15 protein-coding genes are annotated in these 16159 nt (G+C 47.2%); 6 read left to right on the top strand and 9 right to left on the bottom strand.

The window, feature by feature from the left end; all coding sequences use genetic code 11:
* Positions 1-22: 22 nt before the first annotated feature.
* Genes lpxA through lpxC form a run of 3 tightly spaced genes read right to left on the bottom strand, consistent with a single transcriptional unit; the run spans position 23 to position 2722 of the window.
* Positions 23-826, bottom strand: a complete 804-nt coding sequence (lpxA, locus tag BM415_RS00480) for an acyl-ACP--UDP-N-acetylglucosamine O-acyltransferase (RefSeq protein WP_091153442.1) — start codon at positions 824-826, stop codon at positions 23-25.
* Between the two features lie 3 nt (positions 827-829).
* Entirely contained in the window at positions 830-1861 is a 1032-nt protein-coding gene (gene lpxD, locus BM415_RS00485; protein WP_091153444.1) for a UDP-3-O-(3-hydroxymyristoyl)glucosamine N-acyltransferase, read from the bottom strand.
* A gap of 27 nt (positions 1862-1888) precedes the next feature.
* Entirely contained in the window at positions 1889-2722 is an 834-nt protein-coding gene (gene lpxC / locus BM415_RS00490) for a UDP-3-O-acyl-N-acetylglucosamine deacetylase (protein ID WP_091153447.1), read from the bottom strand.
* Positions 2723-2918: 196 nt separating this feature from the next.
* On the opposite strand from lpxC, the gene BM415_RS00495 reads away from it, so the two are divergent.
* From BM415_RS00495 to BM415_RS00510, 4 genes are all read left to right on the top strand, one after another.
* A complete protein-coding gene (locus tag BM415_RS00495; protein ID WP_091153450.1) occupies positions 2919-5486 on the top strand; it encodes a rhamnogalacturonan lyase in 2568 nt (855 codons plus the stop codon).
* Positions 5487-5778: 292 nt separating this feature from the next.
* Positions 5779-6546: an amino acid ABC transporter substrate-binding protein gene (locus BM415_RS00500; protein ID WP_091153452.1), complete on the top strand. Its 768-nt coding sequence runs from the start codon at positions 5779-5781 to the stop codon at positions 6544-6546.
* Positions 6547-6662: 116 nt separating this feature from the next.
* Positions 6663-7322, top strand: a complete 660-nt coding sequence (locus tag BM415_RS00505; RefSeq protein WP_091153454.1) for an amino acid ABC transporter permease — start codon at positions 6663-6665, stop codon at positions 7320-7322.
* A gap of 19 nt (positions 7323-7341) precedes the next feature.
* Positions 7342-8091: an amino acid ABC transporter ATP-binding protein gene (locus BM415_RS00510; RefSeq protein WP_091153457.1), complete on the top strand. Its 750-nt coding sequence runs from the start codon at positions 7342-7344 to the stop codon at positions 8089-8091.
* 153 nt (positions 8092-8244) lie between these two features.
* On the opposite strand, the gene BM415_RS00515 is transcribed toward BM415_RS00510, so the two are convergent.
* From BM415_RS00515 to BM415_RS00530, 4 genes are all read right to left on the bottom strand, one after another.
* On the bottom strand, positions 8245-9591 hold the full coding sequence (locus tag BM415_RS00515) for an LLM class flavin-dependent oxidoreductase (protein ID WP_244533101.1): 1347 nt from the start codon (positions 9589-9591) through the stop codon (positions 8245-8247).
* A 162-nt stretch (positions 9592-9753) separates the two neighbouring features.
* The gene (locus tag BM415_RS00520) at positions 9754-9942 is read right to left on the bottom strand and encodes a twin-arginine translocase TatA/TatE family subunit (RefSeq protein WP_091153459.1); all 189 of its coding nucleotides are present in this window, start codon (positions 9940-9942) and stop codon (positions 9754-9756) included.
* 28 nt (positions 9943-9970) lie between these two features.
* Entirely contained in the window at positions 9971-10552 is a 582-nt protein-coding gene (locus BM415_RS00525) for a RidA family protein (protein WP_348272299.1), read from the bottom strand.
* Positions 10553-10645: 93 nt separating this feature from the next.
* Complete coding sequence (locus tag BM415_RS00530; protein WP_091153461.1) at positions 10646-12244, bottom strand: flavin monoamine oxidase family protein; 1599 nt, start codon at positions 12242-12244, stop codon at positions 10646-10648.
* Positions 12245-12526: 282 nt separating this feature from the next.
* On the opposite strand from BM415_RS00530, the gene BM415_RS00535 reads away from it, so the two are divergent.
* Both BM415_RS00535 and BM415_RS00540 read left to right on the top strand, forming a co-directional pair.
* Positions 12527-12763, top strand: coding sequence for a MerR family transcriptional regulator (locus BM415_RS00535; RefSeq protein WP_091153464.1), 237 nt, complete (start codon positions 12527-12529; stop codon positions 12761-12763).
* A 131-nt stretch (positions 12764-12894) separates the two neighbouring features.
* On the top strand, positions 12895-14508 hold the full coding sequence (locus BM415_RS00540; RefSeq protein WP_311286393.1) for a sensor histidine kinase: 1614 nt from the start codon (positions 12895-12897) through the stop codon (positions 14506-14508).
* Between the two features lie 123 nt (positions 14509-14631).
* On the opposite strand, the gene BM415_RS00545 is transcribed toward BM415_RS00540, so the two are convergent.
* Together BM415_RS00545 and BM415_RS00550 are read right to left on the bottom strand one after the other, a co-directional pair.
* Positions 14632-15465 (bottom strand): 1,4-dihydroxy-6-naphtoate synthase, encoded by an 834-nt coding sequence (locus BM415_RS00545; RefSeq protein WP_091153465.1) that lies wholly within the window; start codon positions 15463-15465, stop codon positions 14632-14634.
* 1 nt (position 15466) lies between these two features.
* Positions 15467-16114, bottom strand: coding sequence for a futalosine hydrolase (locus BM415_RS00550; protein ID WP_091153468.1), 648 nt, complete (start codon positions 16112-16114; stop codon positions 15467-15469).
* Between the last annotated feature and the right edge of the window lie 45 nt (positions 16115-16159).

Raw genomic sequence — 16159 nt, forward strand, 5'->3', positions numbered from 1 at the left:
TGTTCTTGATTCTTATTATAATTTATATAGGACGGGTTCCAATTCTCGCGATGCCTCTGGTGGATTTTGTCAAGAAGGCAAGGGTGTGTTCTTTGAACTCGCTCTGAGGCAAATGATCAATGGCATCTTGAGCATGGGCAAGCGTCAAGTTCTTGCGGAACAGGAGGGAATGAATCTGCTTGATCATTCGAATGTCCTCCCCTGACATACCTTTGCGTCTTAAGCCGATGAGGTTGATGCCGTAGATTCTGGCATGATCTCCACTGGCAAGGGAATAGGGGACAATATCTTGAGTGACACAGCTCCCGACTCCAATCATGGAATAGGCGCCAATCTTGCAGTATTGGTGAACACCAACCAAGCCCCCAAGCGTTACATCGTCTTCGACCTCCACATGACCTGCGATCTGCACACTGTTGGAAATGACGATATGATTCCCCAGGACAACATCATGCGCGACATGAACATAGTTCATAATAAAATTATGATTCCCTACCCTTGTTACTCCGCCGCCGGAACCTGTTCCTTTGGCAATGGTTGCATACTCTCGTATTGTATTGTGATCCCCAATGATCAGCTGTGTTTTCTCTCCGCTATATTTAAGGTCCTGAGGAGGGGAGCCGATAATGGCGCCCTGGTATACATGATTGTGTTCACCGAGTGTGGTATTAGCGCCGATTCGGACATGGCTTTCAATGATACATCCATTTCCTATCCTTACGTGTTCTTCTATGATGCAATAAGGCCCGATCTCGACTTGATCTCCAATAACAGCGGTAGGATGAATGATAGCAGTTGGATGAACCGTTACCGTTGGGAGAGACATGGTTTATTCCTCCTTTGTCAGCTTCTTCATGCTCTTCTCTAAGGAGTCTATTTGTGTGCTGATTTGCTTCAGTGTATCTGGCAGGCGCTCAATAGCGGCTTGCTTTCCCATTTGTTCATGATGAGGACGGGCGTAATAACCCGATACGAGGGATTGTGCAGGTAAGTTCTTCGTTATATTTGTCTTGCCCAGAATCGTAGCGTTATTCCCGATCGTCAGATGACCAACAACCGCAGATCCGCCGGCCAGAACAACATGGTCTCCAATAGAAGCTGAACCCGCAATAGCTGTGGTACCTGCGATAATACAGTGTTTGCCAATGTGGACGTTATGAGCGATTTGGACCAGATTGTCGATCTTCGTTCCTCTTTCAATAATGGTGGCATCGATTGTTCCGCGGTCTATTGTTGTGTTGGCACCGATCTCGACTTCATCATGGATGACGACATTGCCGACATGAGGAATTTTTACATGCTGCTCCCCATCCCATTCATAACCAAATCCATCACCGCCGATAACTGCACCCGAATGAATAATGACGTTGCTGCCGATATGCGTATCTCTCAGAATCGTCACATGAGGATGAATGATGCAATGATTTCCAATCGTAACATTCTCGCCAATATAGGAGTTCGAGGAGATGAGCGTGCCCGCGCCAATCGAGACGTTTTCTTTGACAACGGTACCTTCATCAATCTGTGTGCCCTCCCCGGCTCTGAGAGAACAATCGACCATAGAGGAAGAAATTAGACCGTTCGCTCTGGTACTTTGTTGGAACATGTTCATGACATGAATGAAGGCCAACCTTGGATTCTTTACCTGGATGACAGGCAGGTGCGAATCGGTAAACGTCTCGGGAACTACGATGGCTGAGGCGTGGCATTCGTTTAGTTTATTTTTATTTTTCTCCGTTACATAGGTGATTTGTCCACTTTGTGCACTTGATAAGGAAGCGATGCTATGTATGGTCACTTCTCCGTCACCGATTAACACTCCATTCAGTTCCTGTGCAATGGCTCTTAGCGTATATTCCATCTTTGCTTTCTCCTCTGGTAGTTATCTTTAATGAAGACTATTCATAATCTCTCGTGCCAAAAGTGTGTTCAGACGGTGGGAAGTCCGTACACCTTTAATTTGTGCTAGAAAAGGAGGCGCCAGTGCCAAATCACCAATCACATCTAACAGCTTATGACGAGCAAATTCATCCGGGTAACGCAAGTTAGACAGAATTTGATTGTTTCCGATGAGTACGGCATTGTCCAAGGATGCGCCTTGGATTAGACCTTTGCTTTTTAGGGCGTTTACTTCTTGTTCAAATCCGAAGGTGCGTGCCGGAGAAATTTCACTTCGATAATCGTGGATGCCAGGGTTGAAATAAGCAGTTTGATTCGTCAAAAAGGGAAGCTCATGATCGTTCATAAACCGGATCTCATAACTTATCTCTTCAGAAGGAAGTGCTTCCAGATACGAATGGCCGAGCTGTACTCGGACGGCTTTGGTTAAGCGCATGTATGTCTTGAGGGCATGCTGTTCTACGAGTCCGGTCTCGGCGATTCTGTCGCTGATCATTGCAGAACTGCCGTCGAGGACCGGGATTTCTTCACCATCCGTTTCGATGATTGCATTATCAACTCCCATGCCGCGAAGGGCTGACAGGACATGCTCGACCATCGAAATGGAATAGTGATATTCATTAGTGAGCTGTGTACAACGATCGGTCGATGATACATTATACGGCACTGCGCTGATGATCTCGGCAGGGGTTAGATCTGTTCTTCTGAAGTGGATTCCACTGTCAGCTGGAGCAGGATGCAACGTCATTGATGCCGAAATTCCGCTGTGCAGGGTAATGCTGTTCAGTTCAATAGCATGGGCAAGTGTTCGCTGATTCACCATTACATTCTCCTTTCTATTAGAATATTATAGATTAATTCTCGAATATTGGAAAATATCGTATGTCTTTTCAGCAACATTTCATAGATGAAAAACACTGATTTTTGAACAATAAACTCTGTTATTTGGATGGTGATACGGGAAAGGCATAACTATAATTTGGGATGGCTGATCACTATTTGGATGAAGAGGTGTTGAGATGGCATATTTCAGTATAGGACTGTTCAAAAAGATCGCTCTGACAGGAATGAGTGTTGTCTTGATCGCTACAGGAGGAATTGCATTTGCAGCTAATGATATAAACAGGAAGGGGGAGCCGAGTATGGAACGTCGTATACAAATGGAATATCTGGATCGCGGGCTTATCGCTGTACCTGCCAATAACGGAGTATTTTTGAGCTGGAGACTGCTTGCCAACGAGGCAACAGGGAGTAATGAAACGGGACTCACGGGTACGGACTTCCATATATACCGGGACGGCAAAAGGATTGCCCAAGTGAGCGACAGTACGAATTATCTTGATCCAGCAGGTGAGACAGACTCCCGCTATTACGTATCTGCCGTCGTGAAGGGCAAAGAAGTCGATCAGAGTGAGGCCGTTATTCCGTGGGGGAATTCATATTATGATCTTCCGATCCAGAAGCCGCAAGACGGTATTACACCTGCAGGTGAAGCCTACACTTATTCAGCTAACGACATGAGTGTAGGAGACGTGGATGGGGACGGCAAGCTCGAGTATTTTGTAAAATGGGAGCCGAGTAATGCGAAGGACGTCTCCCAAGTCGGCTATACAGGCAACACTTATATTGACGCTTATACTTATGAAGGCAGACTACTGTATCGCATTGATCTGGGTGTGAATGTTCGGTCCGGAGCGCATTATACCCAGTTTCTTGTATATGACTTCGATGGGGATGGTAAAGCCGAGCTCATGTTCAAGACTGCCCCAGGCACGAAGGTTCTTCGTTACGATGATCAGGGAGATGTCGTGTCCGAGCGCTATATAACGATGTTGAAGGAAGATCTTGCCGCGGGCTACTCGAATGGAGATGATTATAGACTTAGCAGCGAGGGCTACTATGAACATATCGTAGATATGTTCATGAACTGGCATGAATATGAGGAGGTCATAGATGGCAGCTGGCCGCAAACGCTGGAGGAAGCCTTCGGAATTGCTCCAGCATATGACTATCCGCTGTCCCGGGAGGATGCAGGCCATCTTGCTGATCACTACATGGATGTATTTGCTCCCTCCAAGGATGCTAACCGGAATAAATTCCGTCAATTTGAAGGGTTCATATTGTCGGGTCCAGAGTATTTAAGCGTATTTGAAGGAGAGAGCGGAGCGGAACTTCAGACTATTCGTTACAAGCCAGGCCGGTATGATGACGGACTGCGCTGGGGAGATTACGCGATGAACCGGATCGAGCCGGGCAACCGGGTAGATCGTTTTCTCTCCGGCGTAGCTTATTTGGACGGAGAACAACCCTATGCGGTATTCGCGAGAGGCTATTATACCCGGACAACACTGGTCTCTTACAGCTGGGATGGGGAGAATCTGAACGAGTATTGGTACGTTGACAGCGGCTGGACACCGATGACGAATCCGTTCAGAGATGGTCCACATGGAAGACAAGGTACGGATCCAGAGTATGGGCAGATTACTACGCAAGGAGCCCATTCACTCAGCGTAGCGGATGTGGATGATGACGGCAAGCAGGAGATTGTATATGGCTCGGCTACCATTGATCATGATGGCTCTGTTTTATCTAATGCGTCGGCTGTAATGCCGCCGCAAAGTGCCAATCCTGGAGTTGTCGCGGGCTTGGGACATGGAGATGCACTTCATGTAGCCAATATTGATCCATCTCGTGAAGGGCTTGAAGTGTATATGGTGCATGAAGGAGGAGCGTATGCTCCGTATGGATACGCACTTAGAGATGCGAAGACCGCTGAGGTTATCTACGGTGCTTATACCGGACGTGATACAGGCCGCGGTATGATTGGAGATGTGGATCCGGATCATCCGGGACTTGAAACATGGGCCGTCGGACTGTATACAGCAGCGGGTCAGAAGATTAGTGACACGGCTCCGGGTACCAATATGAGCATCAAATGGTCCAAGGATATGACGACCCAGCTCATTAACGGATCATTAGAGAATACGCCGACCATTGATGATTGGAAAAAAGGAACGGTGCTGATCGCAGAAGGAACCCGTACGAATAATCACACAAAAGGCACGCCGTCTCTTGTGGCGGATGTCTTTGGAGATTGGCGGGAAGAAATGTTAGTCCGTACTGCCGATAGCAGCGCCATCCGTATTTATTCGAATACGGAAGTGACAAGTCACAAGCTGCACACCCTGCTGCATGATCCGCAATATCGTGCAGGTGTAGCTACGCAGAATACAGGCTATAACCAGCCTGTGTATACGAGTTACTATTTTGCATCCGATATGGATTTTGCTCAGGTGAAGCTACCAAATCTGTCGATCGCAGGGCTGCTGCCTGTGCTGGAGCATTTACATGATCAATATGTGGAAGAAGGGGATTTGTCAGGAGCTGTGGTGAAGCAGTTGGCAAATACACTTAAGCAGGCGGTGCATCACTATGACAGAGGGGCGTATGAGCAAGCATCTTCGTTTCTAGACAAATATATTTCGCAGCTGGATAAGCGAGACGGCAAGGACAAGATCAGCGAGCGAGCAAGACTGAATCTCACTCATCATGCCGAGCTGTTGATCGATGAATTGAAGCAGAAATAACGAAGTGAATATGTCACATACCCCATGGATTGGAATGGATAGTCGTGTCTATTCCAACTCATGGGTTTTTTTATTGAAATAGATTTGACTCAATCTTAACGGGATACGATGCTGAAGCTGGACCTTTTCCAACAGATTTCAACAAATTTCTTCGATGCAGTGGCGTAATCTCTCATCCTATGTTATGATGTTTTCATTCTGCTAATATGGTAGCGGGCTAAAGCGTTTGAAATTGATTCATTCAATTTATCTATCGTAGCTTAAATAATATACATCTAGTGGAGGGACACACGTGAAAAAGTCAGCATGGATAGTCATGATAAGTATGTTCGTTCTTGTTCTGAGCGCTTGCTCAACAAGCGGACAAGATGAGAATACGCTCGTCATCGGGATTGATGACAAGTTTGCACCGATGGGATTCCGTGATGAGAGTAATGACATTGTCGGATTTGATATTGATTATGCAACCGCAGCAGCCGAGAAGATGGGCAAGGAAGTAGAGTTCCAGCCAATTGACTGGTCTTCCAAGGAATCGGAGCTAAGCAGTGGACGCATTGATCTGATCTGGAATGGTTATACCATTACGGATGAGCGCAAAGAGAAGGTGCTGTTCACTAAGCCTTATATGGCGAACAGCCAGGTAGCCGTTGTGCTCTCCGATTCGCCGCTTGCTTCATTAGAAGAGCTTGAAGGGAAGAATATCGGATTACAGAAGCTCTCTTCTGCATCCGATGCACTGAGTGCGCATCCGATTAACGAGAAGGTCGGTACCGTATCGGAATTCCCGGATAACGTGCTTGCCCTGAGTGATCTGAAGAGCGGCAGATTGAATGCCGTTATTATAGATGAGGTCGTAGCGAAGTATTACATGTCTCTCGAAGAAGGGACTTATAAGCTGCTGGACGAATCACTGGCTCCTGAAGAATATGGGATCGGTGTGAAAAAAGGAAATGAAGCGCTCCTGAATGAGCTGCAAAGTGCTCTTGATGAGCTGAGTGAGGATGGAACCGCAGCAAGCATCTCCGAGAAATGGTTTGGAGAGAACAAAGTATTAAACTAGGTAACGACAAGGATATAAATATTTGCTGGAAACCGGGTGATGGTTTATCCCGGTTTCTTTTACTTCAAGATTTTGTATAAAATCCATTATCCGGATTGTAGGAGTCGAAGATAACGATGAGTTTAGAATATTTGTGGAGTATTACGCTGCCCATGCTTGAAGGGGCAAGAACGACCGTGCTGCTATTTTTAACAGCCATTATATTATCTATACCGCTTGGATTCGGCGTTACTTTAATGGCGAACAGCCGATTTAAGCCGGTTTCTGCTATCGCGCACAGCTATATATACATCATGCGTGGAACGCCGCTGCTGCTTCAACTGCTGTTCTTCTGTTATGGCCTGCCCATGCTTCCGGTTATCGGAGAGTACCTGGTACTGGATCGTGCCGTTGCAGCCGGCATTGCTTTCGTACTGAATTACGCTGCGTATTTCGCAGAGATATTCAGAGGCGGGCTGCTGTCAATTGATAAAGGTCAGTATGAAGCTTCACAGGTGCTTGGGTTAAGTAAATGGCAGACAATGACAAGAGTGATTCTTCCTCAGATGATTCGGGTTGTGCTTCCATCGACGGCGAACGAATCCATTACCCTGGTCAAAGATACCGCCCTTCTATATGCGGTTGCTGTTCCTGAGGTATTGCACTTTGCACAGACAGCAGTTAACCGGGATGCGACCATTATGCCTTTTGCCGTGGCGGCTGTCATCTACCTGCTGATGACGCTTGTGCTTACGATCTTCTTTAAAGCGCTGGAGAAGCGGTTTCGGTTCGAATAAACTTTAAAAGGAATGTCTCATGATGACAAATATGATAGAAGTAGTGAATCTGCAAAAATCGTTTGGTGATCTGCAGGTATTAAAAAAAGTAGACTTTGATGTATCGCCTGGTGAAGTCATTGCTGTGATCGGGCCGTCGGGCTCGGGCAAGAGTACTATGCTTCGCAGCCTGGTTAACCTCGAATCTGTCAATGGCGGAACGATACGTATCGGGGGAGAGTCACTCGTGAGCGAAGGCAAATATGTGAGTCCGCCTGAAATCAAAAGAATTACATCCCGAATGGGTATGGTATTTCAGCACTTCAATCTGTTCCCGCATCTGACGGTTCAAGGGAATCTGGAGCTCGCTCCCAAAATGGTCAAGAAGGAGAATGCCGCTGCCATTAAACCACGTGTGGCTGACCTGCTGGCTAAGGTGGGGTTGTCGGATAAAGCGAATGTGTATCCGGCAAGCCTGTCCGGCGGACAGAAGCAGCGTGTTGCAATTGCTCGGGCACTGATGATGAATCCGGAAATTCTCCTGTTCGATGAGCCTACATCGGCGCTTGATCCCGAGCTTACCGGAGAAGTACTGAGGGTCATCCGCAAGCTGGCTGAAGAGAGCATGACGATGATCATTGTTACGCATGAGATGAATTTTGCGAGAGACGTCGCTGATCGTGTTATCTTTATGGACCAAGGGGAGATTGCCGAAGCGGGTACACCGGAGCAAATCTTCGGGAATCCCCAGCTTGAACGGACGAAGGCATTTCTTATGCGAAGTGAGTAACTTGCAGTAAGCTGTGATATGGACCAGGATTTTTGCATAAATTTGATTTATTAAGTGAAGTATAGTCGAAAATAACCTTTGCTCTGGCGAGCAAAGGTTATTTTTTTAATTGAGGGGCTGAACGAAGAGGACAAGGTTAACGTGTCCTAAATATTAAGAATGCTGGAGGGGCTGCTTTGTACCTTTTGAAGCAGGTCTTCTTAGACCCAAATGCTCCCGAAGTGTGTTTCCTGTATACTCTTTCCGAAATGAATTTCTACGCTGAAGCTCCGGGACGACAAGATCGACAAAGTCTGTTAATCCTCCGGGCAGATAAGGGGCCATAACGTTAAATCCGTCAGCAGCACCGCCGTGAAACCAAGCTTCCAGCTGATCTGCAATCTGAACTGGCGTTCCTTTGATGCTCCAATGTCCGCGCGCCCCGGCGATGTGCTGGTACAGCTGGCGAATGGTGTAGCCTTCCCGGTCAGCGATGTCTTTGAGGAGAAGGAAACGGCTCTTCTGACCATTGATTTGCGAGAGATCAGGAAGCTCAGGCAAGGGACCGTCTATAGAATAGGGGGAGAGGTCGTAGCTGATCAGGCCCGATAACAGTGCTACACCGACAGTAGGGTGGATCAGCTCTTTCAGCTTCGATTCGAGTTCATCGGCTTCTTCTTCGGTTCTTCCAATGATGGGGAACACGCCCGGCATAATCTTCACATCCTCAGCAGTTCTGCCATAGTGCTGCAGCCGGCCTTTAACATCCGTGTAAAACTGCTTCGCTTCATCAAATGTCTGCCATGCGGTAAAGATCGCCTCCGCGTACTGTGCGGCAAAATCCCGGCCAGACTCCGAGGCTCCGGCTTGAATGATGACAGGGTTGCCCTGCGGAGGGCGGGAAATATTCAGCGGTCCCTGCACCTGAAACCATTCTCCCTTGTGGTCGAGGGACCTTATCTTATCTGGAGCAGAGAACACTCCCGATTCTTTGTCTTTAACAACCGCATCGTCATCCCATGTGTCCCACAGGCCGGATACGACATCTATGAATTCTTTGGCACGATCATATCTCAGCTCATGGAGCAGATGATTTTCTTTCCCAAAATTCAAGGCTTCAATTTCACTGCCAGAGGTAACCACATTCCAGCCTGCCCGACCATGGCTGAGATGATCCAGGGAGGCAAACTTGCGAGCAACGTGATAAGGCTCGTTGTAGGTGGTGGACACGGTGGCTGCCAGCCCAATGCGGTCTGTAACAGCAGATAGAGCAGATAGTAATGTCAGCGGCTCGAATGTAGCATTAACCGCTCGGCCTTCTATTCGTTTGTTTCCTTTTGCGGCAAGACTGTCTGCCAGAAACACCATATCAAATTTACCACGCTCTGCCGTTTGGGCGAGCTCCTTGTAAAACGATAAATTCAGCACACCATTAACATCAGCATCGGGATGGCGCCATGCAGCCACATGATGACCTGGGACCATCAGAAAGGCACCTAGCTTCATTTCTCTCTTGGACATACGTTGACTCCTCCTGACAACCAAAAAAAGCCGAAGATCAGGCCCTCCTCTTGAATAGAGAAAGGGATGATCTCCGGCTGTCCGGTTGAATAGTATATATTCCGAGTGGAATAGTAAAAATTGATTACGAGCATAATAACATGGGTATCTGAAATTTGGCAACTACTTTTTGTCCGGTTTAGATTCTTCCTCGTCCTTCTCATCACCGACAAGATCGCGAGCAGATGATTTGAACTCGAATAACGTCCGGCCTACGGCACGTCCAAGCTCAGGTAATCTGGAAGGTCCGAACAAGATCAGGACCAGCACCAGGATCATAATAATTCCGGTTATTCCGATATTCTGGAACATAATATACCCTCCTCATGCAGCAATGGATTTATTTTTTGGGAAATACAGCCACTGCCTCAATTTCGATCAGCCAATCAGAGCTTACGAGACTGGCCACACCAACGGTAGAGCGAGCAGGCTTGATTGGATTTTTGTCGTTGTTGAAAAATTCACCGTAGGCTTCATTCCAGCCGGCATAATCAAATTTGCCTTCTTTGGCAGCATCTGCTGTCAGGTAGGCGCGAAGATAGACAACATCCTTCATAGAGAGCCCCTGCTCCTCAAGCTGCTTCTCAATGGATGCCAGAACACCGGCCGCCTGTGTCTTGGTGTCTCCGTAACGCTCGTATACGGTCTTGCCGTCCTTATTCAGTACGGGTGGCACGGTTCCACTCGTGTACAGATAGGCAGCCCCTTCTGGCACAATGACACCGCCTGAGATACTGGAGCTGGGGTTACCGTAGAAGACGGTGCCATTGTCTGGTAATGCGGCCTGTGCTGGTGCGGACTCAGCAACCGATACCGTTCCTTGGACTACAATAGGGGCTTTATCTGCTGCATAAGCGGTTGCGCTTAAGCTAGTCATTAATACAGCCGCGAGCGTCAGACTTTTTATTTTCTTGTTCATCATAAACTGCTGCCTCCTCTGGACATCAAATGATAAGTTGATTTAAATACTCTGTTACCAATCATTCCTGTGATAACTGGAGCTGCACGCCATGAATTATGCTTTCATGACACGCTGATGAATATCGTTAACGACAGCTCTCGCGGAATCAATGGCCCCGGCCTGCCACGCTACGATATGACTGATATGATCTCCTGCAAGGTAGATGCGGTTGTCAGGTTGGCAGAGGGTCTTGTACATTCCTGCACGCTCCTCGGCGTTATAGGATACCCATGCCCCTTCTTGGTATTTGATTTTTTTCCAGTCAATCGAGAAGGAATTCTCAAAATCGGTCTTGTATTGAGGATGGATTTTGGAGCCTTGATTCAGCGCATGATGTTCCCGTTCTATGTAGCTCATACTGCCGAGCTTGTCCGCGTTAGCGCCGGTTACATAGTAACCTAGAAGAATGCCTTTCTTGCCAAAGTAATCTGTAGGAGGATAGTAGATTTGGGTGATGTCCATATTGGTCAGGCTGTTACCGCCGAAGAGCAGCTCATCTTCTTCCCAAAATCTGCGTTTAAATTGCAGGCCGATCTTACCGGCAGATGCATATCTTGCATTCTGGATCGCGCTCTTCATGGAGGAAGAGAAATCACCTGGAATATTACGAAGAACGGAGAGGGGGATTGTACAGATACAGTAGTCTCCGGTAATTTCCTGCTCCTTTCTGTTCTGGGTGAAGCGGACCCGCACACCATCTGCGGATTGGCGAATTTCGGTTACAGGAGCATTCAGCTTAACCCGGTTGCCAAGACGTTTCTCAAAACCCTTCACAATCATATCCATACCGCCGACAGGATGGAACATCATCATTTGCTGGTCATAACCATATTCGTTGCTGAAATAATTACCGAATCCGGATTGAAGGATGGCTTTGAGATCGAATGGATCTCTTACAACGCCTGCATCCAGGCGGCTTCCAGGCTCTTCTTTATATCCACCGCGGGAAGATCCACGGTAGAACAGGTCGGCATTCAGATCCCCTTCCCGTCTAAGATATTCAACCAGCTTTTCTTTTTCCTCCGGTGTAATAGGGAGATCAAGAGCAGACTGATTGACAGCCTTGGCGAGCATTTCGGAGACATAACCGCGTACATCGGCTTTGGCTGCACGCTTGGTAATTTTTTGTCCAGAGAGTGCTCCTACATTTTCGTTGTAATAATAGCCGCTGTCGTTCACATTGTTGAAGGGTTCAATCGGGATGTTGAACTCCCTGCAATATTCGAGAGTGGAATGAAACTGGGGAATCCGCATTGGCCCGGCATTGAAGTACAGGTCACTGCCGAATTGGGAATATTGACGCGTTCCACCGATTTCCTGATTGGTGGTTCCTTTGCGAATGCTCCAATTCCGTCCGCCCGCAAAAGGCTTGGCTTCCAGCACTGTACACTGATATCCGGCTTTGCCAAGCTCATAGGCTGCGGTTAATCCTGCGATGCCGGCACCAAGAATAATGATCTTTTTGCCGTTTCGATTGCTCAGTGCAAGGTCGTTCTTCCCAGGAGGTGTATAATCCTGAGCTTTCATCGTTTCTGGAGAGAGAAGACCCAGGTTGCCCATTAGACTAAAGACGGCTAGAGAACCCCCGACTTTGCCAACTGTGGATAGAAATTGTCTTCTCGTCATGTCCTGAGGCCGTTCGGAGCTGCTCATTCTACACTTCATCTCCCTATGTACGTATTTAGAACCTTTGTGGAGAAGATATTAGCAGACAATGAGCATAGCTGTCTCAATTTTTGTCAGGAAATCTAACACACTTTTTTATTGTTTGTAAAATCTATTGAATTTTGTTCGGAAAATCCTTAAAATTGTTGCCATAATGATTGTTAGTATCATAGACAGCTGAATACTCTGCTTAATCCGTTCATTGAATATAGTTTCAGGAGGAGATACTCCAGCATTATGGCAAGTATTCTAACATAAGGGGTGTTTGTGATGAATGATCAAATTATGAGCATTGGCATGGTGAAAGAATTAACCGGGTTATCGGAGAGACAAATTCGTTACTATGAGGAGAAGCAGCTTGTCTTTCCGGCACGAACGAAAGGGGGAAGTCGAAGATATTCTTTTGAGGATGTTAAGAAAATACAAGAAATTCATCGGAAGCTGAAGGAGGGATATAATACCTACGAACTTAAGATCAAGAATAGACGGCAGAGCAGCGTAATTTAAATTTTCGGCAGCAATTCAGATTTACAGCCGCTTTTTTCCACTATTCGACAGCAATCTTCACATTCATAGTATATAATGCACTTATCTATACTGCGATATTTCAATACAGGCATAGGGGAGTGCAAAAACGATTGTTAATCCATCGACTCAAGTTAATTTTCTTTCCGATTAGCTGCATGCTAATTATTATCGCATCTTCTATTTTGGGTCAGAACGCGCATCGTTTGTGTGCCATGATTGTTGTCAGCATTCTGCTGCTGTTATCCGTTGCACTGGATCATAAGTACCCGCGGTTCCTGTGGGTTCAGCTGATTTTGCTCGGGATTTTTCAATACATCACCCAGCTGAACTGGTGTGTGCTGCTGTACTACATTATGATCATGACAATCTTCGATAAGAAGCAATCCTACAAGAAAACACTGCCTGTCTCTGTACTGCTGATTCTGCAGTATACGATTATTCGTTTAAGTTATGTTCCTATCAGTGCGTACAATATCCTTGTTACTATTTTTGACTTTCTAACCTTGATCTTTATAGTTTTTCTATTTCATTACGTCATTCGTGCCGAAACAGAGAAGCAGCTCCTTCGCGATAAGAATGACTATCTTACCACCCACGATCCGCTAACCGGCCTTCTCAATTACCTTGGTTATATGAACCAAATACAAGCCTTGATATCCAAAAAAGTTCCTTTTTATTTAATTCTGCTAGATCTGCAAAATTTCAAATCTTTTAATCATGATGGATTGGAGAGCGGGAACGAGGCGCTCATTAATCTGGGACAGGCACTTACCAGCACTTTCCCAAACGCGTATGGTGTTTCCAGATATGCAGGTGATCGTTATGCCTTGCTGCTGCCAACCGAATATTATATGCCGGATCATATCGGTGCTTTATTGGAGATGGATACGATTGGCTATCAAGTGTCATACAGCATTGTCACCCATCCTGAGGAGAGTGCGGATCACAATCAACTCATTATGAAGGCGGAGGATAAGCTGTTTCAGATAAGGCGGGAGCAGTGGCTTCAGCGGGAGGAGGATTTGTTCAGATCGGAGAAGATGAAGGTCGTTGGTGAGCTGGCGGCGGGAATGGCTCACGAGGTGCGTAATCCGCTTACTGCGATTCGGGGATTTGTGCAGCTGTCCAAGATTCAGTCCTACAACATCAAGCCCTGGTATGAGGTGATTATGAATGAAATTACGAGAGTAACGGAGCTGACCGCCGAATTTCTCCAGTTTTCCAAGCCGCATGCGAGCAATATGAGGTCGGAGTCGCTGACGGTATGCATTGAAAGGGTTATTTCCTTGTCTGAGTCAGACGCTACCTCACGAGGACATCAGCTTACTTTGGAGATTGAGGACGATGCGATGTACATCTATATGGATCGAGACAAGATTGTTCAAGTGCTGCTTAATCTCGTACGCAATGCACTTGAGGCGATGGAGATTCCTGGTGAAGTGAAGATTCACGTGAGCCGAGCCGATAGTAAAGCCGTTATCCAGATTCAAGATACCGGAACGGGAATAGCACCCGACCAGCTGCATCAGATCTTTAATCCCTTCTATACGACCAAGGAGGATGGAACAGGACTCGGTCTGTCTCTCTGCCAGAAGATCTCTCAGGATCATAAAGGCTCCATTACGGTCCATAGTGTGCTGGGAGAGGGGTCAACGTTTCAATTGATATTGCCTGTATTGTTAGATGGTAATGAGGTTGCTGATCCTGATCATCTATTGCAATAAGAAAGAAGCCTGACGGGGATAGCCGTACAGGCTTCTTCTAGCTGTGCTCGATGAATCTGGATGCAACTTACATGTATAAGCCGAGCTTGAGGAGAGAACAAGCAGATCCGTAGTTCATTGTATTTAGCTTCTCAATTTCTCAAAGTCCATCTCCGGTACGAGACCTTCTCCAGCAGCACGCCCCAAGAGCGCCTCAATTGCTCCAAAGCCTTCCTCGCCCAGATTTCTTGTAAATTCATTCACGTAGAGATTAATATGCTGCTGTGCAACTGCCGGATCCATTTCCTGTGCATGAGAGAGGATATACTCTCTGGATTGTTCGGGATGCTTCCATCCATAATCAATGGAGGCTTGAATCCAAGCTGTGATCTCGGCTGGATCAAGGCTGCGGCGGGCGACGATGGCACCGAGTGGAATCGGAAGTTTCGTATCTGCCTCCCACCAGGTCCCCATATCTGCCATCAATGTGAGACCGTAGGATGGGTATGTGAATCTAGCTTCATGAATGACAAGCCCTGCATCGACCTTGCCATCTCGAACAGCAGGCATAATTTGATCAAACGGCATAACCACGATTTCTCCGATGCCGTCAGGTACATTCTGTGCAGCCCATAGTCGGAACAGGAGATAGGCGGTTGAGCGCTCGCTTGGAACGGCAATTCTTTTTCCTGCGAGATCCTCTGGGCTCGTATTCTGATGGGCGGTCAATACCAACGGGCCATTGCCTCTGCCAAGGGCACCGCCGCATGGAATGAGACGATATTCATCTGAGAGCCACGGCAGTGCGGCATAAGAGATTTTAAGAATATCATAGTCGCTGGGCTTCGTAACAAGTGTATTTGTCACATCGATATCTGCGTATGTAACTGTGAAGTCCGGTGTGTTCGCGATCTGCCCATGGACTAAGGCATGAAAGACGAAAGTATCGTTGGGACAAGGGGAATAAACAATATTCATATTATAAAACCTCCGATAATTGATGACTGACTGTTGTGAGAGCCTGCAGTGCTTCGGGAATTCGCCACGCCTCCCGGTCACGCGGACCAACGGCGTTAGAGATCGCTCTGATCTCGAGTACAGGTACATTCAAATAGCTTGCGGCAGCGGCAACACCATAGCCTTCCATGGATTCTGCGTAAGCTTCAGGGACACGTCTTAACAATTCCTGCGCGGTTTGAGCTGTTCCCGTTGTGGTCGAAACCGTGATGATGGGGCCGCAGTGCACAGTTACATCCGTTGATTCTTGCAGGACAGAATGTATGGAGCGGATGGCACCGGGGTCCGCGATAACACGTGAATTGCCAAATCCAAGCTCGTCCACACTGCGGAATCCTTCCGCTGTCTCGGAGCCCAGATCTGCTTGTATGATTTCTGTAGAGATAACGATCTCTCCGAGTTCGGCCCGCCCAGGGAAACCTCCGCCAATTCCTGCATTAATAACCAACTTGTATGAAGCAGAAGCCAGTGCTGCTGCAGTTGCTGCCGCGGCTGACGCCGGACCGGCTCCTCCTGCAATGACATGAAAATGCTCGGGGACTTTGAGGCCGTCCTCTATAGCCTTTCGCTCCGCCTCAACAGCCGTAACGATTAAGATTCGAGATGACATGATGTACAGCTCAGCTCCTTTTTATTGATGACATTCGAGTCAGAT

The sequence above is a fragment of the Paenibacillus sp. 453mf genome, from assembly GCF_900116105.1.
Classification (GTDB): domain Bacteria; phylum Bacillota; class Bacilli; order Paenibacillales; family Paenibacillaceae; genus Paenibacillus; species Paenibacillus provencensis.